Source organism: Halomonas urmiana, from assembly GCF_005780185.1.
Lineage (GTDB): Bacteria > Pseudomonadota > Gammaproteobacteria > Pseudomonadales > Halomonadaceae > Halomonas > Halomonas urmiana.
The window spans coordinates 70,070-95,199 of record NZ_VBUI01000001.1 but is presented as its reverse complement, the minus strand read 5'-3'; the positions used below and the strand labels follow the sequence as shown (position 1 = coordinate 95,199).

Here is a 25,130-nt window from a genome sequence, read left to right as displayed (position 1 = left end):
TCAGTCAGCGCGCTCCTCGCGGACCTTGTCGACCAGTGCGCCGGCGATCTGCGGCATGTTGCCGAGGCTGCCAGCGGTGCTCGGCGAGACTAGGTAGCGGCCGTCGACGATCAGCGCCGGCACGCCCATCAGCTGCATCTGGCGCATGCGCGCATGGGCCTGGTTTACCTTGCCCTTGACGCCGAAGGAGCCCAGCGCCTGCTTGGCCTCCTCCTCGCTGACGCCGTAGTCGCTGAAGAACTCGGCGATGGCATCGGGATCGGTCAGGCTGCGCCCTTCCTCGTGGATGGCGTGGAAGAAGTCATCATGCAGGTCGTCGAGGATCCCCAGCTGTTCGGCGGCATAGAAGGCGAAGGCATGGGTGTTCCAGTCGCCACCCATGGTGGCCGGCATGCGCTGGAAGGCGACATCCTCGGGCTGCTCGGCCACCCAGGCGTTGAGCGGGTCCTCCAGGTTGTAGCAGTGCGGGCAGCCGTACCAGAAGGCCTCGGTCACCTCGACCCGCCCGTCCTCGACCTGCGTCTCCACCGGGTTCTCGAGCACCGTATAGTGCTCGCCCTCGACGAGAGGGGCGGCGGATACCAGGGATGACAGGCCAAGGCCGGCCAGGGCGACCATCAGGGTCTTCAGCATGGGAGCTCTCCTTGAATGAAACTTGATCCGAGTGCCGGCGGGCGGCACGTCGCTGGGTTTGATGCCCCGGCGCCGTCCGGGTTCCCCACAGACACCGAGGGCGGCCAGCGGCCGCCCTCGAAGCACCGGTGCCCGGCGGGGCCAGGGCGGGGTTCAGTGCAGGCCGCGCACGTAGTTGGCTACGGCGGCCATATCGCCATCGCTCATCTTGGTGGCGATGCTGCGCATGATGGCGGCGGGGTCGTTGGCCCGCGCGCCGGTGGCGAAATCCTGTAGGGTGGAGACCACGTAGTCATGCTTCTGGCCGGAGAGCGCCGGGTAGACCGCGGAACCGATGCCTTCGCCGGTCGGGCTGTGGCAGGCCGAGCAGGCCGGGATGCCCTTGGCCATGTCGCCGGCGCGGTAGAGCTCGCGGCCGCGTTCGATCAGCGCCTCGTCGTCCTCGGCCTGGCCCAGGGCCGGGTCCATCTCGGCGAAGTACTTGGCCACGTCCCAGGCGTCCTGGTCGGAGAAGTTGTCCACCTGGCCGGCCATCTGCGCCACCATACGATTGCCGTCGCGGATGTCCATGATCTGCTTGGCCAGGTAGGAGGCCTGCTGGCCGGCCAGGTTGGGGAAGGCGCCGGAGGGGCTGATGCCCTGCTGGCCGTGACAGGCGGCGCAGGCCTGCGCCTTGTCCCGACCGGCTGCCGCATCGGCGTCCGCTTGAAGGTCGGCATGGGCCACGCCGACCGCGCCCATGGTGATTGCCAGGCTTGCCAGTAGCTTTCTCATCGCAGTTCCACTATCCCGTTACGTTGTTGGCCGGTACGTACCCCGGGTGCCGCCCGGGTTGGATCCGGGTGCCCTGTGGCCGGTCGTCGCCGACGCGGTGGTCGGTCGCTGGCGGCCGAAGCACGGTGGTATACTGACGCGCCCCGGGTCGCAGACAAAGACACTGCATTATAACGGAACACCCGAGCCGCGGGAATGCAAGCCGTGGCGCCCTTGATCAACGTCAGGATTCTCCCGCATGTCGCGACTCAACTCTCGTTTCAATTACCAGGCCGCTTGTTTCCTCACCAGCGCCCCGACCCTGGCCAAGTGCCCGCCGGACGACGGCGCCGAGGTGGCCTTCGCCGGCCGCTCCAACGCCGGCAAGTCCAGCGCCATCAATGCCCTGACCCGGCAGAAGGCGCTGGCCCGGATCTCCAAGACGCCGGGGCGCACCCAGCTGATCAACTTCTTCGGGCTCGGCGAGGACAGCGACCACCGGCTGGTCGACCTGCCGGGCTACGGCTATGCCAAGGTGCCGGAGCAGGTCAAGCTGGAGTGGCAGCGCCACCTCTCCGACTACCTGCGTCGGCGCGGCTCGCTGCGCGGCCTGGTGCTGGTGATGGACGTGCGCCATCCGCTCTCGGAGTTCGACCAGACCCTGCTCGGCTGGGCCGACGAGGCCGAAATGCCGGTGCACATCCTGCTGACCAAGGCCGACAAGCTGAAGAGTGGCGCGGCGAAGAACGCCCTGCAGCAGGTGCGCTCGCGGCTGCATGAGTGGGAGGACCTGGTCAGCATCCAGCTCTTCTCCGCCCTCAAGAAGCAGGGCATCGAGGAGGTGCATGCGCGTCTCGACCAGTGGCTGCTCGATGCGCCGGTGCCTGCCGCCGACTGACAGCGCTCCTCGCGGTATCTGCTCTAGCGTCTGCTGGTGTCGCGACTACGTCAGGTCGGCCAGCAGGGCCGGCAGCTCGCGGACATGCGCCAGCCGGTGCACGCCCTCGGGCAGCGCCCCCGCCGGCGCGTGCGGGGCGATCCACACCGCCCGCATGCCCAGGCGCCGCGCCGGCAGCACGTCTTCCTGCCAGGAATCCCCCACATGCAGCGCCCGCGAGGGCGCGGTCTCGAGCCGCGCCAGGGCCGCCAGGAAGGGGCGGGCGTCGGGCTTGGGGGCTTGGATCTCGCCGGCGGCGATGGCCACCCGGAAATGCCGGTGTAGCGCCAGGCGGTGCAGCGCCAGGTTGCCGTTGGTGATGGCGCCCAGCCGGTAGCGGTTGCCGAGCCCTTTGAGCAACGGCTCCACCTCGGGGTGGGGCGCGACGTCCAGGCGCAGCGCATGGAAGCGCCCCATGGCGGCCAAGGCCCACAGCCAGGCGGCGCTGCGCGGTAGCCCGTAGGCCTCCAGTAGTTCGACCAGGGCGCGTTCGCGCAGCCAGCTGAAGTCGCCCCGCCGCGGCGGGAAGCGCTCGGCCAGCCGGCCGCGCGCCGCCTGATAGGCCGCCAGGGGATAGCGCTCGGCGAAGCGTCCGCGTGACTCGCCGCGGCGCGCCAGCCAGTCCGCCAGTGCCTCGTCGAGCCAGGCATAGTGGCCGGTCTCGGTGCGCTCCATTACCCCGCGGTTGTCCCACAGGGTGTCGTCCAGGTCGAAGGTGATCGTCCGCAGGCTCATGAGGGCTCTCCGCTGTCGTTGTCGCGGCGTCGCGCCCGCGGATGTGCGGCGTCGTAGCTCGCCGCCAGGTGCTGCCAGTCGAGCCGGGTATAGACCTGGGTGGTGGCGAGGTCCGCGTGACCCAGCAGCTCCTGCACGGCGCGCAGGTCCTGGCTCGACTCCAGTAGGTGGCTGGCGAAGGAGTGGCGCAGTCGGTGCGGATGGAGATGCTCGGCGAGCCCTCGCACCTTGGCCAGCTCGGCGAGGCGCCGCTGGATGCCGCGATGCCCCAGCCGTCCCCCGCGCACGCCCACGAACAGCGCCTGGGCGTCGCGTTCGGCGAGCCGGCCGCGCACGCTGAGCCAGGCGTCCAGCGCCTGGCGGGCTCGACGGCCCACGGGGACCTGGCGGGGCTTGCCGCCCTTGCCGAGCACCCTGACCCGCTGGCGCTGGAGATCAGGGAGATCCAGCGCCGCCAGCTCGGCCAGGCGCAGCCCGCTGGAGTAGAAGAGTTCCAGCATCGCCTGGTCGCGGCGCGCCAGCGGCGAGTCGTCGTGGGGCGTGTCGAGGAAACGCGCGAGCTGATCCACGTCCAGCGGACGCGGCAGATGGCGGGGCTGGCGCGGGGCCTTCACCAGCGAAGCCGGGTTGTGCGCCAGCCGTCCCGTCTCCACCAGGTGGGCGGCGAAGCGCGAGATCGCGGCGCGGCGCCGGGCCAGGCTGCGCGGAGCCAGGCCGCGCAGCCGCTCACCGCCGAGGAAGCGGCGCAGCAGGGCGGCATCGAGCCGTGACCAGTCGTCGATGGCCTCGGCGACGAGGAAGGCCGTCAGGGCCGAGAGATCGCGCCGATAGGCGTCCGCCGTGGCGGGGCTGGCCGTGCGCGCCAGCCCGGCGAGGAAGGCCTCGACCGCGGGGAAAAGCGTCTCTTTGCTCACGACGAGGCGGGCGCCATGCGCACCAGCAGGCGCGCCACCACCTCGCCCACGTAGTCGGTGAACAGGGTATCCATGCTGGCGCGGAAGTGGTCCGGATCGGGGCTCGCCAACACCAGGTAGCCCAGCGGTTCGCCCAGGGTCAGCCGCGCCATCGCGCAAGAGCCGGCCTTGGCGGGCGCCGGCACATGGGGCAGCAGGCGCTTCCAGTCGGTGGGGGTCAGCCGCGTGCAGCGGCTGGGACGACCGTCGAGCAGCGCCGCGAGGCGCTGTCCGGCGTGATCGTCGAGCACCTGTCGGGGCGCCTGGGGCGGATGGGGCTCGGCATCGGTGAGGCTGGCCGGGCACCACAGCGCCACCGCCGGGGTGTGGAAGTGCTCACTCAGCTGGGTGGCCAGCGCCTGGCCCAGGGCGTCGTTGTCCTCGGCCTCGAGCAACGCGAGGACCAGCGCGCGGGTGCGTCGGTACTGGCCCTCGTTGAAGCGGGCCGACTCCAGCAGCTGCTCCAGGCGCCATTCGGCCTGCTCGGCGCGGGCGCGCAGGTCATGCACCAGCCGTTCGAGCAGCGACGTAGCGCCGCGGGTCTCGGGATGGGGCACCTTGAGCTGCTGCAGCAGCCCCTCGCGACCGACGAAGAAGTCCGGGTGACAGGCCAACCACTCGGCCACCCGGTCGGGATCGAGGGTCTTGCGCGGGTCGGGGGCGGCATGGGTCATGGGCACTTCTCCTGGGGTGGCGGGGACGGCTCAGTTCAGCACGACGCGGCCGTCGAAGACGCGCTCGGCCGGTCCGGTCATGATCAGCGGCGCGGCGTCGCCGCTCCACTCGATGCAAAGGTCGCCGCCGGGCAGGTGCACGGTAACGGGGCTCTCGAGCAGCCCCTGGCGGATGCCGCTGGCCACGGCCGCGCAGGCGCCGGTGCCGCAGGCCAGTGTCTCGCCGCTGCCGCGCTCATAGACGCGCAGGCGGATCTCGTGGGGCGACACCATCTGCATGAAGCCGGCGTTGACCCGCTTCGGGAAGCGCGGGTGGGCCTCGATGGCCGGCCCCAGCCGCTCGACGGGGGCCGTGTCGACGTCCGCGACCCGCAGCACGGCGTGGGGGTTGCCCAGGGAGACCACGCCGATCTCGAGGCGCTCGCCGTCTACCTCCAGGGCGTGCACGACGCGGTCCTCGGCGGCGTCGAAGGGCAGCGCCTCGGGGGCGAAGTGCGGGGGCCCCATGTCGACGCGCACCCGGCCATCGTCCTCGACCGCCAGGGTCAGCGGGCCGCCGGCGGTCTCGACGTGGATCTCGTGCTTGTGGGTCAGGCGCTGGTCGCGGACGAAGCGCGCGAAACAGCGCGCCCCGTTGCCGCAGTTCTCGACCTCGCTGCCGTCGGCATTGTAGATCCGGTAGCGGAAGTCCATCTCCGGGGCGCGGGGCGGCTCGACCACCAGCAGCTGGTCGAAGCCGATGCCGAAGCGCCGGTCGGCCAGGCGGCGGATCTCCTCCTCGGTGAAGCGTGCCCGCTGGGTGACCAGGTCGACCACCATGAAGTCGTTGCCGAGGCCGTGCATCTTGGTAAAGTGCAGGAGCATCAGCGGGCCTCTTCCGCGTCGTCGGGCAGCAGCGACTCGCCGGCCCACAGCGCCTCGAGGCGCTCGCGGCGACGCACCAGGTGGGCCCGGTCGCCGTCGACCATTACCTCGGCGGGACGCGGGCGGCTATTGTAGTTCGAGGCCATCACGAAGCCGTAGGCCCCGGCGGAGCGCACCGCCAGCAGGTCGTCGGCGGCGATGGCGAGCTCGCGGTCCTTGCCCAGGAAGTCACCGGTCTCGCAGACCGGTCCGACCACGTCATAGATGGCGGCGTCGCGCGGGTGACGGGTATCCACGGCCAGGATAGCCTGCCAGGCCTGATAGAGCGCCGGGCGGATCAGGTCGTTCATGGCCGCGTCGACGATGGCGAAGTTCTTGGTCTCGCCAGGCTTCAGGAACTCGACCCGCGTTAGCAGCACGCCGGCGTTGGCGGCGATGGAGCGGCCCGGCTCGAAGAGCAGGGTCAACCGCTCGCTGCCTGGCCACGCCGAGAGCCGCTCGAGCAGGGCGGTGGCGTAGTCGAAGGGCGCCGGCGGGCGCTCGTCGCGGTAGGGCACGCCCAGCCCGCCGCCGAGGTCGAGATGCTCGATCTCGATGCCGCGCTCGCGCAGTCGCTCGAGCAGCACCAGCAGGCGGTCGAGGGCGTCGAGGAAGGGCGCGAGCTCGGTGAGCTGGGAGCCGATATGGCAGTCCAGGCCGACCACCTCGAGATGGGGCAGCGCGGCCGCCAGCTCGTAGGCGGCCAGCGCCTCGTCCACCGGGATGCCGAACTTGTTGTCCTTGAGCCCGGTGGAGATGTAGGGGTGGGTGCCGGCGTCGACGTCCGGATTGACCCGCAGCGAGACCGGGGCCCGCAGGCCGAGCCGGCCCGCCACCGCGTTGAGGCGCTCGAGCTCGGGGCGCGACTCGACGTTGAAGCACTTGATGCCCGCCTCCAGCGCGCGGGCCATCTCGGCCTCCTGCTTGGCGACGCCGGAGAAGACCACCCGGGCCGGCTCGCCGCCGGCGGCGAGCACGCGCTCGAGCTCGCCCACGGAAACGATGTCGAAGCCGGCGCCCATCTTCGCCAGCAGGCCCAGCACCGCCAGGTTGGAATTGGCCTTCACCGCATAGCAGATCAGGTGCGGGTGACTGCCCAGGGCCTCGGCGTAGGCGCGGTAGTGGCGCGCCAGGGTCGCCCGGGAGTAGACGTAGCAGGGCGTGCCGAACTCGTCGGCGATGCGGGTGAGCGGCACGTCCTCACCGTAGAGGACGCCGTCGCGGTATTCGAAGTGGTCCATGCTAGCTCTCGTCGTCGCGGGCGGTGTCATCGTCCTGCCGGGTGGCGGCGTCGTCCGACGTCGCCTGCTCGCCGGCAGGGTCATAGCGTTCGGCGGCCGCTTCGTCGCCGGGCAAGTAGAGCGGACCCTTCTGGCCGCAGCCGGCCAGCGCGAGGGTCAGGGCCAATGCCAGGGCCAGGGCGGCGGGGAAGGAGCGTCGCATCAGGCCAGGCCCGCCAGGGCATCGCGGGCGCGCTGCGCCGCGGCCCGTACCTGATCCGGGGCGGTGCCGCCGATATGGTTGCGGGCCGCCACCGAGCCCTCGAGGGTTAGCACCTCGAAGACGTCCGCCTCGATGGTGTCCGAGAACTGGCGCAGCTCTTCGAGGCTCATCTCGGAGAGGTCCTTGCCCTCCTCGAGCCCGAAGGCCACGGACTGGCCGACGATCTCATGGGCGTCGCGGAAGGCCACGCCCTTGCGCACCAGGTAGTCGGCCAGGTCGGTGGCGGTGGAGAAGCCGCGGCGGGCGGCCTCGGCCATGTTGGGTTTCTTCGACTCGATGGCCGGGGCCATGTCGGCGAAGGCGCGCAGGCAACCCTTGACGGTGTCCAGGGTGTCGAACAGCGGCTCCTTGTCCTCCTGGTTGTCCTTGTTGTAGGCCAGCGGCTGGGACTTCATCAGCGTCAGCAGGCCCATCAGGTGGCCATAGACGCGTCCGGTCTTGCCGCGCACCAGCTCCGGTACGTCGGGGTTCTTCTTCTGAGGCATGATCGAGGAGCCGGTGCAGAAGCGGTCGGGCAGGTCAATGAAGTCGAACTGGGCGCTGGTCCACAGCACCAGCTCCTCGCTCATCCGCGACAGGTGCATCAGCAGGATGCTGGCGAAGGCGGTGAACTCGATGGCGAAGTCCCGATCGCTGACCGCGTCGAGGCTGTTCTCGGCGGGCCGCTCGAAGCCCAGCAGCTCGGCGGTGACGTGGCGATCGATGGGGTAGGTGGTGCCGGCCAGCGCCGCGGCGCCCAGCGGCAGCACGTTGACCCGCTTGCGGCAGTCGAGCAGGCGCTCGTGGTCGCGGGCCAGCATCTCCTGCCAGGCCAGCAGGTGGTGGCCGAAGGTCACCGGCTGGGCGGTCTGCAGGTGGGTGAAGCCGGGCATGATGGTGTCGGCCTCGCGGTCGGCCAGCGTGATCAGCCCCTCGCGCAGGCGCGCCAGCACGGCGGCGACGGCGTCGATCTCGTCGCGCAGGAAGAGGCGGATGTCGGTGGCCACCTGGTCGTTGCGTGAACGGCCGGTATGCAGCTTCTTGCCGGTGATGCCGATCTTGTCGGTGAGGCGCGCCTCGATGTTCATGTGTACGTCTTCCAGGGCCACCGACCACTCGAACTCACCGCGCTCGATCTCGCCGCGGATCTCGTCGAGGCCCTGGAGGATGGCGTCGCGCTCCGCGTCGGTCAGCACGCCGACCCGCGCCAGCATGGTGGCGTGGGCGACGGAGCCCTGGATGTCGTGGAGGGCGAGGCGCTGGTCGAAGCCGACCGAGGCGGTGAAGCGTTCGACGAAGGCGTCGGTGGGCTCGCTGAAGCGGCCCCCCCAGGACTGATTGGTGCCGGGGTTGGAAGGACTCGGGCTCATCGGGCTGGGCATCCTGCTTGACGATAGGGGTGGTGGGCGCCGCCTTGGCGGCGCTGCCTTGACATGGCGGAAAGTGTACCAGAGTCCGCGGGGCTGGCGAGGGGCGGCGCACGCTCGCCGCGACGCGATTTTTCCTGCTTCGCGCGGTGCTTTATGATGAAGCCATATCAAGTCATCACCGGGCGCCAGCGCATCGTGCGCCATTAGCAGGCCAACCGGTACGGGAGAATCACGTGCAAGCCATCAATACCCTGCGTATCGCCACCCGCAAGAGTCAACTGGCCATGTGGCAGGCCGAGCATGTCCGCGACCGTCTGATGGCCGCCCATCCCGGCCTGCAGGTCGAGCTGGTCGCCATGTCGACCCGCGGCGACAAGATCCTCGACACGCCGCTGGCCAAGGTCGGGGGCAAGGGGCTGTTCGTGAAGGAGCTGGAGGAGGCGATGCTCGACGGTCGCGCCGACATCGCCGTGCACTCCATGAAGGACGTGCCCATGCACTTTCCCGAGAGCCTGGGGCTCTCGGTGATCCTCGAGGGCGCCGAGCCCACCGACGCCTTTGTCTCCAACCACTACGCCTCGCTGGACGAGCTGCCCGAGGGCGCGCGCATCGGTACCTCGAGCCTGCGTCGCGGCCTGCAGATGCGCGAGGCGCGCCCGGACCTCGAGGTCCTCAACCTACGCGGCAACGTCCAGACGCGCCTCGGCAAGCTCGATGCCGGCGAGTACGACGCCATCCTGCTGGCCACCTCGGGCCTCAAGCGGCTGGGCCTCGAGGCGCGCATCGCCATGGAGCTGCCGCCCGAGGTCTGCCTGCCGGCCTGCGGCCAGGGGGCGCTGGGCATCGAGTGTCGCCTGCACGACCCCGAGCTGCTGGCGCTGCTGACTCCGCTGGATGACGCGGTCACCGCCACCCGGGTGCGGGCGGAGCGCGCCATGAACACCCGCCTGGAGGGGGGCTGCCAGGTGCCCATCGGCGGCCACGCCGTGTTCGAGAACGACGGCCAGACCCTCTGGCTGCGCGCCCTGGTGGGTAACCCGGAGGGCACCCGGGTGCTGCGCGCGGAGGGGCGCGGCTCCATTCACGAGCCGGAAGCGCTCGGCATCCGCGTGGCCGAGGAACTGCTCGACCAGGGCGCCGGCGAGATTCTCGCCGAGGTCTACGGCGCCGTTTGATGGCGAGCCGGCCGGTACTGATCTCCCGTCCGGGCGTGCGTGCGGCCCCGCTGGCCGAGGCCATCGAGGCTCGCGGCCTGTCCGTGGCGCGCCTGGACGTCATGCGGCTCGAGCCGCTGGCGGAGACGCCGGCGGCGCGCAGCACTTGGCTGGACGTCGACCTGTTCGACAAGGTGGTGGTGGTGAGCCCCTTCGCCGCCGAGTGCCTGGCGGCCGCGCTGGATCGCTACTGGCCGCAGCTGCCGGTCGGTATCGACTACTATGCGGTGGGCGCGTCCACCGCCGCCGCCTTGCATTACCACCTGGGGGTACGTGTGCACGTGCCGTCGCCGGCCAGCGGCGAGGACACCAGCGAGGCGCTGCTGCGCCTCGCGTCGCTGCGGACCCTCGACGAGCAGCGCGTGCTGCTGGTGGCCGGTGAGGGTGGGCGTACCCTGCTCGCCGATACCTTGGCGGCACGCGGGGCCAGAGTGACGCGCCTGGCGGTCTATCGGCGCCGTCTGATCGACCCCGCGCCGCCCCTGCAGGCGCGGCTGGCCGAGGGCGATTACCATGCGCTGGTGGTCAGCAGCGGAGAAATCCTCGAACATCTGGCAGGATGGTGTACGGATGCCGCCTTGAACCAACCGCTAATCGTTTCCAGCGCGCGGTTGGCTACACTGGCCGGCAGGCTGGGGTTTCGTTTCCCCGTTGTGGCGTCGGGTGCCACCCCTGCCGCCCTGGCGGCCGCGGTCGCCGGGAGCAGCGCCCCTGAGGAGGCCGATGTCGATCATGATGATCTCGAAAAGGGCTAGCGACAGATGAGCAAGCAACCAAACAATCAGGACGAACAGCAGACGCCTTCGGATGCGGCCCAGGGCGCATCGTCGACCTCGGGCGGTCAGGGGGGCGGCGAGGCCGACAAGGTCGGCGGTTCGGCCTCCCGCCGTTCACGCCGCCGGGGCAAGGGCGGATCATCGGCGCCGGCAGGCGCTGCGGCCGGGCAGGTGAAGCAGGACGCGGCAGCGTCGGGAGCGGAGGAGGCGAGCGCTGCGGCCGATAAGCCTACCTCGGGCGCTGCCAGCACCGATAAGAGCAAGACGCCGAGCGCCTCGACCGACAAGCCGGCATCGGGCGGCGCCAGCAGCGGCAAGGCCAAGGCCTCCGGCGGCGGCAAGCCCCCGGCTGGCGGCGCTGCCACCGCCACGAGCGACGGCGGACAGGGCGGCGGCAAGTCCGGCGCCGTGGCGCTGGCACTGGTGATCCTGCTGGCCATCGGCGTGGCCATCGCCGGCTGGCAGGCCTGGCAGAAGCTCGAGGTGCAGCAGCAGCGTCTCGACGCACTGCCCGCCGACGTCGCCAGCCAGTCCGCCTTGGGTGACCTTGAAGCGCAACTCCAGAGCGCCGAAAGCGAGCGTGATGCGGCCCTCGAATCGACCCTCTCCAGCCTGCGCAGCGAGTTCGCCGACTACCGCGGCAGCGTCGACGAGACCCTCGACCAGGTGCTCGACGAACTCTCCCGCGAGCAGGACACCGACGAGCGCGACTGGCTGCATGCCGAGGCCGCCTACCTGCTGCGCCTGGCCAACCAGCGGCTGCAGCTGGAGCGCGACGTCGAGGGGGCCGCGGCCCTGCTGCGCACCGCCGACGCGCGGCTGCTCGAGGCCGACAACCCCGCCCTAGTGCCGGTGCGTCGCGAGATCGCCTCAGAGCTCGCCGCCCTGGAAGCCGTGCCGACCATCGATCGCACCGGCCTCTTCCTGGCGCTCAATGCCCAGCAGGAGCTGATCGCCGACCAGCCCCTGGCCCAGGACATCGAGGAGATGACCGCCGACGCCACCATTGAGGAGACGCCCACCGGCGGCTGGCAGCAGCAGCTGTCGCGCTTCGGCAATGAGCTCAAGGACCTGGTCACCGTGCGCCAACACGACGAGGCCCTGGAGGCGCTGATCGCCCCCGAGCAGGAGTCCTACCTCCGCCAGAGCGTGCGCCTGGTGCTCGAGCAGTCCCAACTGGCGCTGCTCAAGGAGGAGCAGGCGCTCTATGAAGCTAGCCTCGATAAGGCCCTGACGCTGATTCGTGGCTACTACGACATGGACGCTTCCGGCGTGCAGTCGGTGATCGCACGCCTCGAGGAGCTCAAGCAGCGCAGCATCCGTCCCGAGCTGCCCGACATCAGCGGCTCCCAGCAGGCGCTGGCGAGCTTCATCGAGCGTCGCTTCGAGAGCCGCTCCGCCGACCAGGCCGAGGGCGGCCAGGGAGATGACGCATGAGAAAGCTGATCCTGATCGTGGTTCTGGGCCTCGCGCTCGGGGCGCTGTTCGGCCAGCTGATGATGTCGGTGCCGGGCTACTGGCTGGTGCGGGTGGGCGACACCTCCTATCAGACCTCCTTCTGGTTCGGCCTGATCATCCTGCTGGCGGTGTTCATCGTGCTGCACTTCGGCCTGCGACTGCTGATGCGCCTGACCCGGCCGGTCAGCCGCTTCAAGGTGTGGAACAGCCGGGCCCGCAACCGCACCGCCATGAAGCGCACCGTGCGCGGCCTGGTGGCGCTCGCCGAGGGGCGCTGGAAACGCGCCGAGAAGGCCCTGGTCAAGGCCGCCGATGACTCCAGTACGCCGCTGGTCAACTACCTCTCCGCAGCCTTGGCCGCCCACTACCAGGGGCGCTACGAGCAGGCCGATACCCTGCTCAAGCGGGCGCACCTGAGCACCGAGGGCGCCGATACCGCAGTGGGCATGATGCAGGCCCAGCTGATGCTGGATCGCCAGCAGTACGAGGAGGCGCTGGCGATCCTGACCCGCCTGGACCGCCACCTGCCGAATCACCCCCAGGTCCTCAAGCAGCTCAAGCAGGCCTACCTCAGCGTCAGCGACTGGGACGGCCTGCGCCGCCTGATGCCGCGGCTGGGGGCTCAGCAGCTGATTTCCCCCGAGGAGCGCGAGCAGCTCGAGCTGCGCGCCTACCGCGAGCTGATCGGCCAGGAGGCACGCAACCCCGGCGATATCGAGCGGGTGCGCAACCTCTGGGCCGACATGCCCGACTACCTGCGCACCAACAACGACCTGATCGTGCTCTATGCCGAGGCGCTGGTGCGCGGCGACCAGGAGGGCATCGCCGAGCGCCTGCTGCGTCACTCCCTCAAGGAGCACTGGGACAGTCGCCTGGTGCTGCGCTACGGCCTGCTCGACGTGGATGCCCGCCGACAGCTGGTGGTGGCCGAGAGTTGGCTGCAGGAGCGGCCCAACGATCCGGACCTGCTGCTCACCCTGGGGCGCCTGGCGCTGCGCAACGCCTACTGGGGCAAGGCGCAGGAGTACTTCGAGGCGAGCCAGCGCCAGCGGCCCAGCGGCGTGGCCTGCGCGGAACTGGCCCGGCTCTATGCCAACCTGGGCGAGCATCAGAAGAGCCAGCTCTTCTACCGCCAGAGCGTCGAGCTGCTCGACAAGTCGCTACCCTCGCTGCCGCAACCCACCGAGACACCTGACTCGGCGGCGAAGGCGGCGTCCTGAGCTACGCTCGAACCCGGGTCACTATGATGTGACCCACCATGAAGAGGGGCTGCCGGTTAGCAGCCCCTCTTGCTGTGCAAGTGATTTTACGAGACGCCGGTTTCCTCGCCTCCCGCGGCCCTAACGGCTGGGCTCTTCTCTTTGAGCGTCGATGATCGATCGTTGCCGCCTCGAGGGCTCTGCCATCGGGGGCGACGCCGCGACTGTTGTGGCTGACCCGCCCGCCGTGGCGGCCCCACGCCCGACCAACGACAGCGGGGCCGCCATGGGCGACCCCGCTGTCGAGACGGACAGGCGCCGCGGGCGCCTGCTGGTGAGCGCCTAGACCTCGCTATCGTTGGGCTGGCGATGGTCGGCGTCGGCGGTCTCCTGAATGCCATGCCCGGGATCATCCCCCTGGGGTGCATCTCCCGTACGTTGCCGCCCCTTGGGCTCCAGCACCCGCACATTGGCCGCCGGCGAGCGGCCCTGCTTGTCCTCGCCGAAGTAGAGCGTGGAGTGCGGGAAGGGAATCTCGATGCCGGCCTCGTCGAAGCGCAGCTTGACCAGGCGGTTGTAGGCGCGACCCACGGCCCACTGGTCGCCGGGGGTGGTCTTGATGACCACCCGGATGTTCACCGAACTGTCAGCGAGGGCCACGACGCCGGCCACGGTGAGCGGCTCCAGCAGCTTGTGCCCGTGCTCTTCGCTGGCCTGGAGGTCCTCGAAGGCCAGCTTCAGTTGCTCGATGGCCTCGTCGATGCTCTCGCGGTAGGCGATGCCGTACTCGCCGACATGGTTGCCGAACTCGCGCATGTAGTTGGAGACGGTGTCGACGCTGGAGAAGGGCACGATGTGGTAGGTGCCGGACAGGTCGCGGATGCCCACCGAGCGGATGCTGAGCTTCTCGGCGGTGCCGGTGACGCCGCCCACCGTGACCACGTCGCCGGTGTTCATGGCGTTCTCCACCTGTATGAAGATGCCCGTGATGATGTCCTGCACCAGCTTCTGGGAGCCGAAGCCGATGGCCAGGCCAAGCACACCGGCACCGGCGATCAGCGGCCCGATGTTGATGCCGATCTCGGCCAGCACGATCATCAATGTCATGGTGATCAGGGCGATGGCCAGGGCATTGCGGAACAGGGCCAGCAGGGTCTGCGCCCGGGCCGAGGGCACGCCGCCGCCGGTCTCCGGGTTGAGCTTGTGCTCGATCAGGCTGGCCAGCCCCAGCCAGGCGGCGACGGCAACCACCAGGATCACCGCCACGCTGACCACCTTGCCGACCAGGCCGCGGCCGGCCTCGGAGGCGTACCAGGCCGCCAGGTCGAAGGCGCCCCAGGCGTTCAGTACCACCAGGACCACCGTGATCAGGATCAGGGTACGGATCACTCGCAGGGCATTGGGCACGTAGCTGTTGAGCCGCGGCTCGAGCAGCGGCAGCTTGCGGCGCAGGTCATCGCTCAAGCGGATGCGCCGGCCGATGGTCTGGGTCAGCAGGCTCGAGACCAGCAGGCCTGCCACGACGGCGGCGATGGTCTTGAGGGTGGCGAAGAGCACGAAGGGCAGGGCGTCCGCCGGCCGGGTCAGTACCAGCACCAGCACCATCACGAAGTAGGCCAAGGCGAACAGGTGCCAGGTGCGTGCGAACAGCTGCAGCGAGACCCGGCTGGCCGCCATGGTGGCGTTATTGGCCTTGTGGTTGAGGGCGTCGCGGAGGCGAACACGGTTGCGCAGCACCACGGCGACCGCATAGACGAAGGCGCCGATCATGATCAGGGTGCCGATGCTCTGGCCCAGGGTCGGCGACAGGTAGACGTTGACCAGCGGCACCACCACCATCAAGCCATAGCCCACCAGCCCGATCAGTCGGGCGATCCAGCCATTCCAGTAGGAGGCGTCCTCGGCCCCCACCGGCAGCAGGCGCAGCCCTTCGTAGCGTGACGAGAAGAGCATGCGCACGGCCGCCTTGAGCAGCTCGATCACCAGGAAGGCGTTGAGGAACAGCGAGGCCCGGGTGGAGAGTTCGCCGGTCTCGCCCACTGCGAAGGTGGCGACCAAGTTGCCACCGACGTAGGAAAGCGCCACCACCGCCGCATCGATCACGGCTGCTAGGGCCACGCAGAGGACCAGGCGCAGCACCGGGGTCAGACCCTGGCCGTTGAGCGACCACTGGCTGATACGCGTGAACAGTGGCCGGGCCAGCCGGCGGATGATTAGAAACAGCGCGATGGTGGCCAGGATCACCAGGCCCAGGTTGATGGCGGCGTTGGTGAAGGCGGCCGTGTCGAAGCTGCTGGTCGCATCGGCACTGCCGGTGAACAGCCCGCCGAGTACGTCCACCAGGCTGGTGAACTGGCTACCGACATCACCGACGATGCGGCTGGTGGCTTCGGCCAGCTGCCTGGGCAGCGAGGGCTCGGCGCCAGCGGCGCTCTCCCCGGCACCCGCCGATTCGGAGGCGGCGACGTCACCGGCCATACCGCGCAGCTGGTCGATCAGCTGCTGGCGCGATTGCTCATTCTCGAGCAGGTCGGCCAGGGTAGAGTAGGCCGGCGGCTCGCCGCCGGCGTCGGCTTGTTGGGCTTGGGCCGGACCGGCGAAGGCCATCAGGGCCAGCAGCAGCCAGCCGCACAGGGCTGTCAGGGCTCGCATAGGATTCACGCAGTGACCTCCGTCTCTTGGCGCGTTGGCGATGGGGTGTCGGGAAAGGGATTCTCAGCCGGCATGGTACGGGTTTGGCTCCGCGATCACGACCCGCAGGCCGTGAGGATATTTCATATACAAGCATTGTACATCATGGGCGATATCTGCCAATATCACACCGTGTAGCGGCCAAGGGTCGCTGCCCACTGCAAGGCAAGCATGCGATACTCTTGGCCACCCTCATCGGGTGGCTTTTTTTGTGTAGGGATCGTGGCGTGGGGAAGGGATGAGCATCGAGCCGTTGACACTACTCGCCGTGGCGGCCGGCGGGGGTCTGGGCGGCATGGCGCGCCTCGCGCTGGGCGATGCCGTGGCGCGTCGCCTGGGTGCCGGCCTGCCGTGGGGCACCCTCGCGGTCAATCTCAGTGGCGCCCTGGCAATGGGCGGGCTGGTCGGTGTGCTGGGGCCGACGAACTCGGGAGCGGCATGGTCGCTGCTGGCCATTGGCCTGCTGGGGGGCTACACCACCGTCTCCTCGTTCAGCCTGCAGACCCTGACCCTCGCCCAGCAGGGGCGGCGCGGTGCCGCCGTGGCCAACGTCCTGGTGACCCTGGTGGCGGGGCTTGCGGCGCTACTGGCGGGGGCCTGGCTGTCGGGGGGGCTGTCTTGATCGCCTGGCGCGCCTACGGCGCCGTGGGGCTCGGTAGCGCCCTGGGTGCCTCGCTGCGCTACCTCGTCGGCGTCGCGCTGGCCGGGCCGGTCTTTCCCTGGGCCACGCTGGCGGTAAATGGCCTCGGCTCGTGGCTGATCGCCTGCTTCGCCGCCTTCGCCGCCCATCGGGTCCACGGTCGGGTGGCGCGCTGGCAGACCTTCCTGGTCGCCGGCTTCTGCGGCGGTTTCACCACCTTCTCCCTGTTCGGCCTCGAGACGCTCCAGCTGCTTCAGGCCGGTCGTCCCTGGCTGTCGCTTGGTTACATGCTGGCGAGCGTGACGCTATGGCTGGCGGCGGCCTGGCTGGGGCAGCGGACTGGCCAGCGAGCGGCGGCGAGGGCCTGACGATACCGGTTTCAGACGTCGCCGCGGCGCGCCAGGCGGCTCAGTCGGTGCGCGAGGAGATCCAGGCGCCGGCATCGGGGATGTTCATCTCGTAGTCCCGGTCGAGCCAGGGAGAGCTGACCATGAAGTCGGCGCTCGCCCCGTTGCAAGCCACCGGGACGTTCCACAGCGCCGCCAGGCGCAGCAGCGCCTTGACGTCGGGGTCATGGGGCTGCGGCGCGAAGGGATCCCAGAAGAAGATCAGCAGATCGAGGCGCTGCTCGGCGATGCGCGCGCCGATCTGCTGATCGCCGCCCAGCGGCCCGCTCATCAGGCCTTCCACCGCGAGCCCCAGCTGGCGTGAGATGCGCTCTGCCGTGGTGCCGGTACCGATCAGGGCATGCCCCGCCAGGGTCGACTCCCAGCGGGCCACCCACTCGAGCAGCTCATCCTTCTTGCCGTCGTGGGCCACCAGCGCGATGCGCTTGCGGGCCGGCAGGGTGCGCGTCACGTTGCGCGGCGGTCGGTGTGACATGTCGATGCTCCTCGAGAGGGGGACCCTCCGGTGACGATAACGTTTTAAAGGTAAGTTTACTACTTTGTGTCGCGTCTGGTGGCGTGCTTGTCGATGCCTCGCGTGTCCTGATGAGTCGAGGCATTCCTCGATAACGGCCCGAGAGGGTAGGCGCCTTGGCGATACGCGAGGCGCGGAGTGTCTGATCGCTTGCGCTAAATCATGTAGTAAAGTTACTTGAAAACATTGAGCCCCCGGAAGACCTGGTCCACATTGTAGGTCACGATCAGCGGGGCATGAGATGTGCGGCTCGGCGCAGGGCAGGACGTGCGTGCCGCGCCAGGCACAACCTTCACGCCCCGGGGCGCTCTAATCCCAGTAGGTCGATATCACCGAATGCACCGGACCGAGGAGAACCATCTCATGACGCTCAAAATCGCCATCAACGGCTTCGGCCGCATCGGCCGCAATGTGCTCCGGGCCCTGTTCGAAAACGGCTATCGCGACCGTGTACAGGTGGTCGCCATCAACGATCTCGGCGACCCGGCCCTGAACGCCCATCTGCTTCGCCATGACACCGTGCACGGTCATTTCCCCTTCGCCGTCGAGCACGACGAGGAGAGCATGAGCGTGGATGGCGAGCGCATCGCCATCCTCTCCGAGCGGGACCCCGCGGCGCTGCCCTGGAAGACTCTGGGCGTGGACCTGGTGATGGAGTGTACCGGCCTGTTCACCCAGCGCGAGGCCGCCGCCCAGCACCTCGCGGCCGGCGCCCAACGCGTGCTGATCTCGGCGCCGAGCCCCGATGCCGATGCCACCGTGGTCTTCGGGGTCAATGAGGACGTGCTCACGCCCGAACACAAGGTGGTCTCCAACGCCTCCTGCACCACCAACTGCCTGGCGCCGGTCGCCCAGGCGCTGCACGAGTCGGTGGGCATCGAGAACGGCCTGATGACGACGGTGCATGCCTACACCAATGACCAGAACCTCTCCGACGTTTACCACAAGGACCCCTACCGGGCCCGCAGCGCCACGCACTCGATGATCCCCACCAAGACCGGCGCCGCCGCCGCGGTGGGCCTGGTGCTGCCGGCGCTTGCGGGCAAGTTCGACGGCCTGGCCGTGCGCGTGCCGGTGATCAACGTCTCGCTGGTCGACCTGGTGTTCACCGCGGGTCGCGAGACCACCAAGGAAGAGATCAACGCCATCGTCGCCCGGGCGGCCGAGGCCTCCCCGGTGCTGGCGGTCAACGCCCAGCCGCTGGTCTCCATCGACTTCAACCACGATGCTCACTCCTCGACCTTCGATGCCAACCACACCCGGGTGAACGGCCGGCTGGTCAAGGTGATGGCCTGGTACGACAACGAGTGGGGCTTCTCCAACCGTATGCTGGATACCGCCCTGGCCATGCACGCGGCCGCCGGGCGCAAGCGCGACGCTACCTGATGGCCGGCCGTCTCTGACGCCCACTCTTGCACCGTGCGGTAGGATGACGCCGGGCCACCACCGTGGCCCGGCGTCGTCGCGTGCCGAAGGATGGATGAAACCCAAGGAAGGCTCATGTCGCTCCCCGACTACTCCTGGCTGGCCTGGACCCTCATCGTGGTGTCCACCTACCTCACTGGCGTCTCCAAGGGCGGGTTTGCCGGCGGCTTCGGCACCCTCTCGGTGCCGCTGATGGCGCTCGCCATCGGCCCCGTCGAGGCGGCCGGCCTGCTGCTGCCACTGCTGCTGGTGATGGATGCCTTCACGGTGAAGGCCTGGTGGGGGTATCACGACCGTACCGAGGTACGTCGCGTGCTCCCCGGCCTGGCCATCGGGGTGATCGTCGGCACCCTGCTGATCGGTCGCCTGGACGAGGATGGCGTGCGCCTACTGCTGGGCGTGATCTCCCTGCTGTTCGCTGCCTACATGCTGCTCAAGCCCAGCGCGGGGCGTCCCCTCTCGACCCGCTGGGCGCTGCCGGCCGGTGCCGGCTGCGGCTTCACCAGCTTCCTGGCCCATGCCGGGGCGCCGCCGCTCAACCTCTATCTGGTTCCCCGGCGGCTGAGCAAGCAAGCCTTCATCGCCACCAGCGCGATCCTCTTCGCCGCGGTCAACCTGATGAAGCTGCCGCCCTACCTGTGGCTCGGGGAGATCAACCTGACCAGTGCCGGGGCCTCGCTAATGCTGGTGCCGGTGGCGTGGGCAGGCGTTCGCAGCGGCCTGTGGTTGCAGCACCGGGTCAGCGAACGTCTCTTCTACCGCCTGGTGATCCTGGCCATGGCCATCGTCGGCGTGCAGCTGCTGGTCCGGGCGCTGGGCTGAGCCTCAGGTCGGGACGTGCCAGGTCGCCGGGCACTGGCTGGCGGGAAAGAGCCGCTGGGCGGTGTCGGCGTTGCGTCGTTCGGCCAGACAGTCGCGCCCCTCGCCGAGGGCGCGCAGCAGGGCGTCGTCGCCGTGGCGCACGGTGAGCAGGGTCAGGTCGTCGCGGCGCGTCACCGCATAGTTGCTGGAGAGCGAGGCGACCAGCGGCTCGAGGCGTTCGGGATGGCTATCCAGGCAGAGCGAAAGACGCGTGGCCCCGGCATCGATCAGGCCGGCATGCAGCCCGGCCGCCACCAGCCGGCCGAGGATGTCATGCTGGCGCGCCTCGTCCATGAAGGCGAAGTCCCGCGGGCGGACCTCCAGCAGCGTCTGCGCCTCGCAGAGCATGAGCGCGGGTACCTCGCCGTCGCGGCGCGCGTCATCGCCGATGGTGCTGCCCGACGCCGCGAGGTCCTGGAAGGAGCGCACCTTCAGCGGGATCGCCCGCTGCTGCAGCGGCGCCAGGGTCTTGGGGTGGATCACCTTGGCGCCGTGCCAGGCCAGGGCGATGGCCTCGCCGTAGGAGATCGTTTCGAGCTGCACCGCGTTGTCGACGCGGCGCGGGTCGGCGTTGAAGAGCCCCGGCACGTCCTTCCAGATGGTGACCGCCTCGGCCGCCAGGCAGTGGGCGAGGATCGCCGCCGAGTAGTCCGAACCTTCGCGACCCAGTGTCGTCGCGTCGCCCTCGGGCGTGGCGCCGATGAAGCCCTGAGTGACCCGTAGCCGGCCGTCGTCGAGGTCCAGGCCGCGCACTCGCTCTGCGGTGGCTGACCAGTTCACGTTCGCCGCCTGGTGAGTGCCATCGGTGACGATCAGCTCCCGGGCATCGCGCCATTCGCTGGCGAGGCCCGTGTCCTCGAGCCAGGCGGCCACGATGGTCGTGGAGAGCAGCTCGCCGAAGCAGACGGTCTGGTCGTAGTGGAAGGGGCGCTCGCGGCGCGCATGGCGGCGATGGCGGCGGTCGAGCTCGGTGATCAGTGCCTCGACCCGCTGTGCCACGGGGCCGGCACTGGCGCCGAACAGGGCCTCCACCGTGGCCAGGTGCTCCCGGCGCAGGGTCTCGAGGCGTTCTCGGTAGTCGGCCGGATCGTCGCCGCGGGCCGCCGCGAGCAGCGCCTCCAGGGCATCGGTGGTCTTGCCCATGGCCGAGACCACCACGATCAGCGGGCGCGCGGGGAACCGGGCGAGCAGGTCGCCCAGGTGGCGGATGGCCGCGGCGTCTCGGATCGAGGCGCCGCCGAACTTGAAGACCTGGGTCATCCGAATCCTCCCGCCGTTCAGTGTGGTCGCTGTCGCCACCTTGCGGGAAATTCCCGTTCGGGGAAAGGGCGTGTCAGCCGGTGGCACAACCAGAACAGGCACCCGAGGGTGCCTGTCGTGTCTGCGTCGAAGTCTCCGGCGGCGTCAGCTCAGCCGCTGACGGTAGTCCTCATAGCCGAAGGTCTTCACCGTGCGCACCTCGCGGCTCGCCTCGTCGATGCGGCAGATCGACGGCAGACGCATGCCATTGAAGGTGGTGGTCTTGACCATGGTGTAGTGGGCCATGTCGGTGAACACCAGGCGATCGCCGATCGAGAGCGGTACGTCGAAGCTGTACTCGCCCACCACGTCGCCGGCCAGGCAGGTCAGCCCGCCCAGGCGATAGGTGTGAGCCTTCTCGCCGGGCTCGCCCGCGCCGATGATCTCCGGCCGGTAGGGCATCTCCAGCACGTCGGGCATGTGCGCCGTGGCCGAGGTGTCGAGGATGGCGATGGCGCCGTCGTTCTCGACGATGTCGAGCACCGTGCAGACCAGGTAGCCGGTGTTGAGCGCGATCGCCTCTCCCGGTTCCAGGTAGACCTCGAGGTGCGGATGGCGTGCCTTGAAGTCGCGGATCACCCGCACCAGCCGCGCCACGTCGTAGGCGGGGCGGGTGATGTGGTGGCCGCCGCCGAAGTTGACCCATTTCCGATCGGCGAGATAGCGGCCGAAGGCCTCCTCGAAGGCCGCCAGGGTGCGCTCCAGGGCGTCGCTGTCCTGCTCGCAGAGGGTGTGGAAGTGCAGGCCGTCGAGGCCGGCGAGTTCCACGCCGGCGAGATCCGCCGCCCGGGCGCCGAGCCGCGAGCCGGGCGCGCAGGGATCATAGAGCGCGACCTTGCCCTCGGAGTACTCCGGGTTGATCCGCAGTCCGCAGGAGACCTCGCGCGGCGCCTCGGCCACGGCCGCGCGGAAGCGCTGCCATTGGGCCGGGGAGTTGAAGCTGAGGTGGTCCGCGTACTGCAGGACTACCGCCATCTCCGCCTCGCTGAAGGCCGGCGAGTAGGCGTGCACCTCGCCGCCGAAGGTCTCCGCGCCGAGCCGCGCCTCGTCCTGGCCGCTCGCCGTGGTGCCCACCAGGTACTGGCTGACCAGCGGGAAGGCATCCCACAGGGCGAAGCCCTTGAGCGCCAGCAGGATGCGCGCCCCGCTCTCTGCCTGGACCCGCGCGAGCAGTTCCAGGTTGCGGCGCAGCAGGGCGTCGTCCACCACGTAGGCCGGCGAGGGGCAGGCCGTCACGTCGAAGTCGGGCGTATCAACCATCGTCGATCAGGCCAGCGGGTCGGTGTCGGGGTCGAGCTCGACCATCTGCCACGGCAGCCCCATGTCGCCGATGCGGTCCATGAAGGGATCGGGGTCGAGCTGCTCGACGTTGAACACGCCGTCGCCCTTCCACAGGCCCTCGAGCATCAGCATGGCGCCGGTCACCGCCGGCACGCCGGTGGTGAAGGAGACCGCCTGGGACTGCACCTCGCGGTAGCAGGCCTCATGGTCGCAGATGTTGTAGATGTGCACCTTGCGCCGCTTGCCATCCTTGATGCCGTCGAGGATCACGCCGATGTTGGTCTTGCCCTTGGTGCGCGGCCCGAGCGAGGCCGGGTCCGGCAGCACGGCCTTGAGGAACTGCAGCGGGGTGACCTGGCGCCCCTCGAACTCGATCGGCTCGATGCTGGTCATGCCGACGTTCTCGAGCACCTTGAGGTGGGTGAGGTACTGCTCGGAGAAGGTCATCCAGAAGCGGATGCGCTTCAGGCCCTTGATGTTCTGGCAGAGGGACTCGAGTTCCTCGTGATAGAGCAGGTAGAGGTCCTTCTCGCCGATGCCGTCGAAGTCGAAGGTGCGCTTCTCGGCCAGCGGCGCGGTCTCCTTCCACTCGCCCGCTTCCCAGTAGCGGCCGTTGGCGGTGATCTCGCGGATGTTGATCTCGGGATTGAAGTTGGTGGCGAACGGGTAGCCGTGATCGCCGCCGTTGGCATCGAGGATATCGATGTGGTGGATCTCGTCGAAGAGGTTCTTCTGGCCCCAGGCGCAGTAGATGTTGGTCATGCCCGGGTCGAAGCCGCAGCCCAGGGTGGCCATGTTGCCGGCCTTGGCGAAGCGCTCCTGGAAGGCCCACTGCTCCTTGTACTCGAACTTCGCCTCGTCCGGGTGCTCGTAGTTGGCGGTGTCGAGGTAGGGCACGCCGGTGCGCAGGCAGGCCTCCATGATGGTCAGGTCCTGGTAGGGCAGGGCCACGTGGATCAGCAGGTCCGGCTGGTAGGACTCGATCAGCGCGACCAGCGCCTCCACGTCATCGGCATCCACCTGGGCCGTCTGGATGGGGCGGTCCAGCTGCGCCGCGATGGTGCGGCACTTGTCTTGGTTGCGGCTGGCCAGGCAGATCTCCGAGAAGACTTCGGGATACTGGGCGCACTTGTGAGTAACGACGCCACCGACGCCACCGGCGCCGACAATCAGGACTTTGCTCATGGGGTTTCGAATCCAGATCGAGAAATGTTCAACGATGATAGGGTCTTATCGGTCGATGGACTGCGTCTGCGAGCCCGGACCCGATGCCACCCCGGTCGACCTTACGCGCCGGGTCCCAGGAGGTCGGCGCGAGTGCGCGATGATGGCGTCGAAGCGAGTCGGGGGCAAGTGCTTTTCGCCCGCGAAGGGCGACGAAAGATGGGGGAAGAACGCAGCAGGGCCCGGCCTCGGAAGCAGGCCGGGCATGGCGCCGTGCGCTCGTTTCCCGCGCCCGGCGCCTCGCCGTGCCTGTCAGCCCGCCGTCGGGCGGGTGATGCGCTTGGGCTCCAGGTAGGCGTCGAGCCCGGCCGGGCCGAGCTCGCGGCCGATGCCGCTGCGCTTCATGCCGCCCCAGCTGGCGTGGGGCGGCGCGACCTGGTCGCAGTTGCACCAGACGTTGCCCGCCTCCAGGCGCCGGGCGATCGCCTCGGCCCGCGCCGGGTCGCCGGCCACCACGGTGGCCGCCAGGCCGAAGTCGCTGTCGTTGGCCAGGGCGATGGCCTCCTCGTCGCCGGCCACCCGCCGCGCGCAGAGCAGCGGCCCGAAGATCTCCTCGCGCCACAGGCGGCTGTCGGTCGGCACGTCGCGATAGAGGCGCGGCGCCACGAAGCAGCCGCGCTCGGGCGGCGCGAGGGCGGGGGTGGCGCTGGCAAGTGCCTCCCGTTCGGCCTGGAGGAGAAAGCCCTGCACCCGGTCGCGCTGGGTGGCGGTCGCCAGCGGGCCCATGTCGGTCTCGGCCGCCAGGGGGTCGCCCAGGCGTAGCGCGCCCATGGCCTCGTCGATGGCGTCGAACAGGGCCTCCGCCAGGCGCTCGTGGACCAGCAGGCGGCTGGTGGCGGAGCACATCTGGCCGGCGTTGTAGCAGATGCCGGCCATCACCAGGTCCCGCGCCTGGGCGAGGTCGGCGTCCTCGGTGACGATGATCGGCGACTTGCCGCCGAGCTCCAGGGAGACCGGTCGCACCCCGCGGGCGGCGGCCTGCATCACCGCCTCGCCCACCGCGTTGCTGCCGGTGAAGGAGAGCTTGTCGATGCCCGGGTGGCGGCTCAGCGGGGCGCCGATGCCCTGGCCGTCGCCGTGCAGCAGGTTGACCACCCCGGCGGGCAGGCCCGCCTCGCGCACGATCTCCGCCAGCACCCGCTCCGGCAGGGGGGTGACCTCGGAGGGCTTGAAGACCACCGTGCAGCCGGCGGCCAGCGCCGGGGCGAGCTTCCAGGCGCTGCTGACCAGCGGAAAGTTCCAGGGGGTGATCAGGCCCACCACGCCGACGGGGTCCCAGTAGCACCGGGCCGCGAGGCCCGGAAGGCCGCTCGCGTCGGCCTGGCCCTGGCGCTCGCCCAGGGCGCTGGCCTGGCCGGCATAGTAGCGGTAGCAGGCGATGGCGTCGTCGAGGTCCTGGTACGCCTCGGCCAGCGGCTTGCCGTTGTTGCGGCTCGAGAGCGCGGCCAGCGCCTCGCGGCGCGCCTCGAGCCCCGCGGCGATGGCGTCGAGATACTCGCCGCGCCGGCGCTCCGGGGTGGCGCGCCAGCCGGGCAGGGCGCGGCGGGCGGCGGTCACGGCCGCCTCCACGTCCGCCGGATCGCCGACGGTGACCTCGGCGATCACCGTCTCGTGGTAGGGATCGAGCACCGGGCGGCGGGCCTCGGCCCGGCTCGCCACCCAGTCGTTGTCGATGAATTGCTCGGTCAGGGCGTGCATAGG

General features: G+C 69.7%; 25 protein-coding genes. 10 read left to right on the top strand and 15 right to left on the bottom strand.

Annotated features, from left to right (window positions below):
- Both FEI13_RS00455 and FEI13_RS00450 read right to left on the bottom strand, forming a co-directional pair.
- Positions 1-633 (bottom strand): thiol:disulfide interchange protein DsbA/DsbL, encoded by a 633-nt coding sequence (locus FEI13_RS00455; protein ID WP_138178706.1) that lies wholly within the window; start codon positions 631-633, stop codon positions 1-3.
- A 153-nt stretch (positions 634-786) separates the two neighbouring features.
- Positions 787-1,407, bottom strand: a complete 621-nt coding sequence (locus FEI13_RS00450; RefSeq protein WP_138178705.1) for a c-type cytochrome — start codon at positions 1,405-1,407, stop codon at positions 787-789.
- 238 nt (positions 1,408-1,645) lie between these two features.
- Between FEI13_RS00450 and yihA the strand changes: the two genes are divergently transcribed.
- Positions 1,646-2,284, top strand: a complete 639-nt coding sequence (yihA, locus tag FEI13_RS00445; RefSeq protein WP_138178704.1) for a ribosome biogenesis GTP-binding protein YihA/YsxC — start codon at positions 1,646-1,648, stop codon at positions 2,282-2,284.
- A gap of 45 nt (positions 2,285-2,329) precedes the next feature.
- Here the strand turns inward: yihA and FEI13_RS00440 are convergent, their stop codons facing one another.
- The 7 genes from FEI13_RS00440 to argH are packed head-to-tail and all read right to left on the bottom strand — an operon-like array spanning position 2,330 to position 8,440.
- Positions 2,330-3,058 carry an HAD family hydrolase gene (locus tag FEI13_RS00440; RefSeq protein ID WP_138178703.1) on the bottom strand — a complete coding sequence of 243 codons (729 nt, stop codon included), beginning with the start codon at positions 3,056-3,058 and terminating at the stop codon, positions 2,330-2,332.
- Positions 3,055-3,972, bottom strand: coding sequence for a tyrosine recombinase XerC (locus FEI13_RS00435; protein ID WP_138178702.1), 918 nt, complete (start codon positions 3,970-3,972; stop codon positions 3,055-3,057). Before FEI13_RS00435 ends, FEI13_RS00440 begins: the two co-directional genes overlap by 4 nt.
- Positions 3,969-4,685 carry a DUF484 family protein gene (locus FEI13_RS00430; protein WP_138178701.1) on the bottom strand — a complete coding sequence of 239 codons (717 nt, stop codon included), beginning with the start codon at positions 4,683-4,685 and terminating at the stop codon, positions 3,969-3,971. The genes FEI13_RS00435 and FEI13_RS00430 overlap by 4 nt, the downstream gene beginning before the upstream one ends.
- A gap of 30 nt (positions 4,686-4,715) precedes the next feature.
- Entirely contained in the window at positions 4,716-5,549 is an 834-nt protein-coding gene (gene dapF / locus FEI13_RS00425; protein WP_138178700.1) for a diaminopimelate epimerase, read from the bottom strand.
- Positions 5,549-6,829: a diaminopimelate decarboxylase gene (lysA, locus tag FEI13_RS00420; RefSeq protein WP_138178699.1), complete on the bottom strand. Its 1,281-nt coding sequence runs from the start codon at positions 6,827-6,829 to the stop codon at positions 5,549-5,551. Before lysA ends, dapF begins: the two co-directional genes overlap by 1 nt.
- A 1-nt stretch (position 6,830) precedes the next feature.
- A complete protein-coding gene (gene lptM, locus FEI13_RS00415) occupies positions 6,831-7,031 on the bottom strand; it encodes an LPS translocon maturation chaperone LptM (RefSeq protein ID WP_138178698.1) in 201 nt (66 codons plus the stop codon).
- Positions 7,031-8,440: an argininosuccinate lyase gene (gene argH, locus FEI13_RS00410; RefSeq protein WP_138178697.1), complete on the bottom strand. Its 1,410-nt coding sequence runs from the start codon at positions 8,438-8,440 to the stop codon at positions 7,031-7,033. Before argH ends, lptM begins: the two co-directional genes overlap by 1 nt.
- 233 nt (positions 8,441-8,673) lie before the next feature.
- On the opposite strand from argH, the gene hemC reads away from it, so the two are divergent.
- The 5 genes from hemC to FEI13_RS19025 all read left to right on the top strand — a co-directional run bounded on the left by hemC (position 8,674) and on the right by FEI13_RS19025 (position 13,433).
- Positions 8,674-9,615: a hydroxymethylbilane synthase gene (gene hemC, locus FEI13_RS00405; protein WP_138178696.1), complete on the top strand. Its 942-nt coding sequence runs from the start codon at positions 8,674-8,676 to the stop codon at positions 9,613-9,615.
- Positions 9,615-10,409: a uroporphyrinogen-III synthase gene (locus FEI13_RS00400; RefSeq protein ID WP_138178695.1), complete on the top strand. Its 795-nt coding sequence runs from the start codon at positions 9,615-9,617 to the stop codon at positions 10,407-10,409. Before hemC ends, FEI13_RS00400 begins: the two co-directional genes overlap by 1 nt.
- Positions 10,410-10,415: 6 nt before the next feature.
- Entirely contained in the window at positions 10,416-11,867 is a 1,452-nt protein-coding gene (locus tag FEI13_RS00395; protein ID WP_138178694.1) for a uroporphyrinogen-III C-methyltransferase, read from the top strand.
- Positions 11,864-13,108, top strand: a complete 1,245-nt coding sequence (locus FEI13_RS00390; protein ID WP_138178693.1) for a heme biosynthesis HemY N-terminal domain-containing protein — start codon at positions 11,864-11,866, stop codon at positions 13,106-13,108. The genes FEI13_RS00395 and FEI13_RS00390 overlap by 4 nt, the downstream gene beginning before the upstream one ends.
- Before the next feature lie 151 nt (positions 13,109-13,259).
- Positions 13,260-13,433 (top strand): hypothetical protein, encoded by a 174-nt coding sequence (locus FEI13_RS19025; RefSeq protein ID WP_158294499.1) that lies wholly within the window; start codon positions 13,260-13,262, stop codon positions 13,431-13,433.
- Here FEI13_RS19025 and ybiO read toward each other — a convergent pair.
- Entirely contained in the window at positions 13,430-15,748 is a 2,319-nt protein-coding gene (gene ybiO, locus FEI13_RS00385; RefSeq protein WP_420841543.1) for a mechanosensitive channel protein, read from the bottom strand. The genes FEI13_RS19025 and ybiO overlap by 4 nt on opposite strands.
- A gap of 268 nt (positions 15,749-16,016) precedes the next feature.
- Between ybiO and FEI13_RS00380 the strand changes: the two genes are divergently transcribed.
- Positions 16,017-16,400: a fluoride efflux transporter FluC gene (locus FEI13_RS00380; RefSeq protein WP_138178691.1), complete on the top strand. Its 384-nt coding sequence runs from the start codon at positions 16,017-16,019 to the stop codon at positions 16,398-16,400.
- Complete coding sequence (locus tag FEI13_RS00375; protein WP_138178690.1) at positions 16,397-16,786, top strand: fluoride efflux transporter FluC; 390 nt, start codon at positions 16,397-16,399, stop codon at positions 16,784-16,786. The genes FEI13_RS00380 and FEI13_RS00375 overlap by 4 nt, the downstream gene beginning before the upstream one ends.
- Positions 16,787-16,826: 40 nt before the next feature.
- Here FEI13_RS00375 and FEI13_RS00370 read toward each other — a convergent pair whose 3' ends face one another.
- Positions 16,827-17,300, bottom strand: a complete 474-nt coding sequence (locus tag FEI13_RS00370; protein WP_138178689.1) for a methylglyoxal synthase — start codon at positions 17,298-17,300, stop codon at positions 16,827-16,829.
- Positions 17,301-17,702: 402 nt separating this feature from the next.
- On the opposite strand from FEI13_RS00370, the gene gap reads away from it, so the two are divergent.
- Together gap and FEI13_RS00360 are read left to right on the top strand one after the other, a co-directional pair.
- The gene (gene gap, locus FEI13_RS00365; RefSeq protein ID WP_138178688.1) at positions 17,703-18,725 is read left to right on the top strand and encodes a type I glyceraldehyde-3-phosphate dehydrogenase; all 1,023 of its coding nucleotides are present in this window, start codon (positions 17,703-17,705) and stop codon (positions 18,723-18,725) included.
- Between the two features lie 114 nt (positions 18,726-18,839).
- Positions 18,840-19,586, top strand: a complete 747-nt coding sequence (locus tag FEI13_RS00360) for a sulfite exporter TauE/SafE family protein (RefSeq protein ID WP_138178687.1) — start codon at positions 18,840-18,842, stop codon at positions 19,584-19,586.
- Positions 19,587-19,589: 3 nt separating this feature from the next.
- On the opposite strand, the gene FEI13_RS00355 is transcribed toward FEI13_RS00360, so the two are convergent.
- The 4 genes from FEI13_RS00355 to FEI13_RS00340 form a co-directional block, all read right to left on the bottom strand.
- Entirely contained in the window at positions 19,590-20,885 is a 1,296-nt protein-coding gene (locus tag FEI13_RS00355; RefSeq protein WP_138178686.1) for an aspartate kinase, read from the bottom strand.
- 144 nt (positions 20,886-21,029) lie between these two features.
- Complete coding sequence (gene nspC, locus FEI13_RS00350) at positions 21,030-22,184, bottom strand: carboxynorspermidine decarboxylase (protein ID WP_138178685.1); 1,155 nt, start codon at positions 22,182-22,184, stop codon at positions 21,030-21,032.
- 6 nt (positions 22,185-22,190) lie between these two features.
- Entirely contained in the window at positions 22,191-23,390 is a 1,200-nt protein-coding gene (locus FEI13_RS00345) for a saccharopine dehydrogenase family protein (protein ID WP_138178684.1), read from the bottom strand.
- A gap of 291 nt (positions 23,391-23,681) precedes the next feature.
- Complete coding sequence (locus FEI13_RS00340; RefSeq protein WP_138178683.1) at positions 23,682-25,127, bottom strand: aldehyde dehydrogenase family protein; 1,446 nt, start codon at positions 25,125-25,127, stop codon at positions 23,682-23,684.
- Positions 25,128-25,130 lie beyond the last annotated feature (3 nt).

Bases quoted from the DNA above. Each gene is read 5' to 3' on its own strand.
- FEI13_RS00455 (WP_138178706.1), bottom strand. From the start codon at position 633: ATGCTGAAGACCCTGATGGTCGCCCTGGCCGGCCTTGGCCTGTCATCC.
- FEI13_RS00450 (WP_138178705.1), bottom strand. From the start codon at position 1,407: ATGAGAAAGCTACTGGCAAGCCTGGCAATCACCATGGGCGCGGTCGGC.
- yihA (WP_138178704.1), top strand. From the start codon at position 1,646: ATGTCGCGACTCAACTCTCGTTTCAATTACCAGGCCGCTTGTTTCCTC.
- FEI13_RS00440 (WP_138178703.1), bottom strand. From the start codon at position 3,058: ATGAGCCTGCGGACGATCACCTTCGACCTGGACGACACCCTGTGGGAC.
- FEI13_RS00430 (WP_138178701.1), bottom strand. From the start codon at position 4,685: ATGACCCATGCCGCCCCCGACCCGCGCAAGACCCTCGATCCCGACCGG.
- dapF (WP_138178700.1), bottom strand. From the start codon at position 5,549: ATGCTCCTGCACTTTACCAAGATGCACGGCCTCGGCAACGACTTCATG.
- lysA (WP_138178699.1), bottom strand. From the start codon at position 6,829: ATGGACCACTTCGAATACCGCGACGGCGTCCTCTACGGTGAGGACGTG.
- lptM (WP_138178698.1), bottom strand. From the start codon at position 7,031: ATGCGACGCTCCTTCCCCGCCGCCCTGGCCCTGGCATTGGCCCTGACC.
- argH (WP_138178697.1), bottom strand. From the start codon at position 8,440: ATGAGCCCGAGTCCTTCCAACCCCGGCACCAATCAGTCCTGGGGGGGC.
- FEI13_RS00400 (WP_138178695.1), top strand. From the start codon at position 9,615: ATGGCGAGCCGGCCGGTACTGATCTCCCGTCCGGGCGTGCGTGCGGCC.
- FEI13_RS00395 (WP_138178694.1), top strand. From the start codon at position 10,416: ATGAGCAAGCAACCAAACAATCAGGACGAACAGCAGACGCCTTCGGAT.
- FEI13_RS00390 (WP_138178693.1), top strand. From the start codon at position 11,864: ATGAGAAAGCTGATCCTGATCGTGGTTCTGGGCCTCGCGCTCGGGGCG.
- FEI13_RS19025 (WP_158294499.1), top strand. From the start codon at position 13,260: ATGATCGATCGTTGCCGCCTCGAGGGCTCTGCCATCGGGGGCGACGCC.
- FEI13_RS00380 (WP_138178691.1), top strand. From the start codon at position 16,017: ATGAGCATCGAGCCGTTGACACTACTCGCCGTGGCGGCCGGCGGGGGT.
- FEI13_RS00370 (WP_138178689.1), bottom strand. From the start codon at position 17,300: ATGTCACACCGACCGCCGCGCAACGTGACGCGCACCCTGCCGGCCCGC.
- gap (WP_138178688.1), top strand. From the start codon at position 17,703: ATGACGCTCAAAATCGCCATCAACGGCTTCGGCCGCATCGGCCGCAAT.
- FEI13_RS00360 (WP_138178687.1), top strand. From the start codon at position 18,840: ATGTCGCTCCCCGACTACTCCTGGCTGGCCTGGACCCTCATCGTGGTG.
- FEI13_RS00355 (WP_138178686.1), bottom strand. From the start codon at position 20,885: ATGACCCAGGTCTTCAAGTTCGGCGGCGCCTCGATCCGAGACGCCGCG.
- nspC (WP_138178685.1), bottom strand. From the start codon at position 22,184: ATGGTTGATACGCCCGACTTCGACGTGACGGCCTGCCCCTCGCCGGCC.
- FEI13_RS00345 (WP_138178684.1), bottom strand. From the start codon at position 23,390: ATGAGCAAAGTCCTGATTGTCGGCGCCGGTGGCGTCGGTGGCGTCGTT.
- FEI13_RS00340 (WP_138178683.1), bottom strand. From the start codon at position 25,127: ATGCACGCCCTGACCGAGCAATTCATCGACAACGACTGGGTGGCGAGC.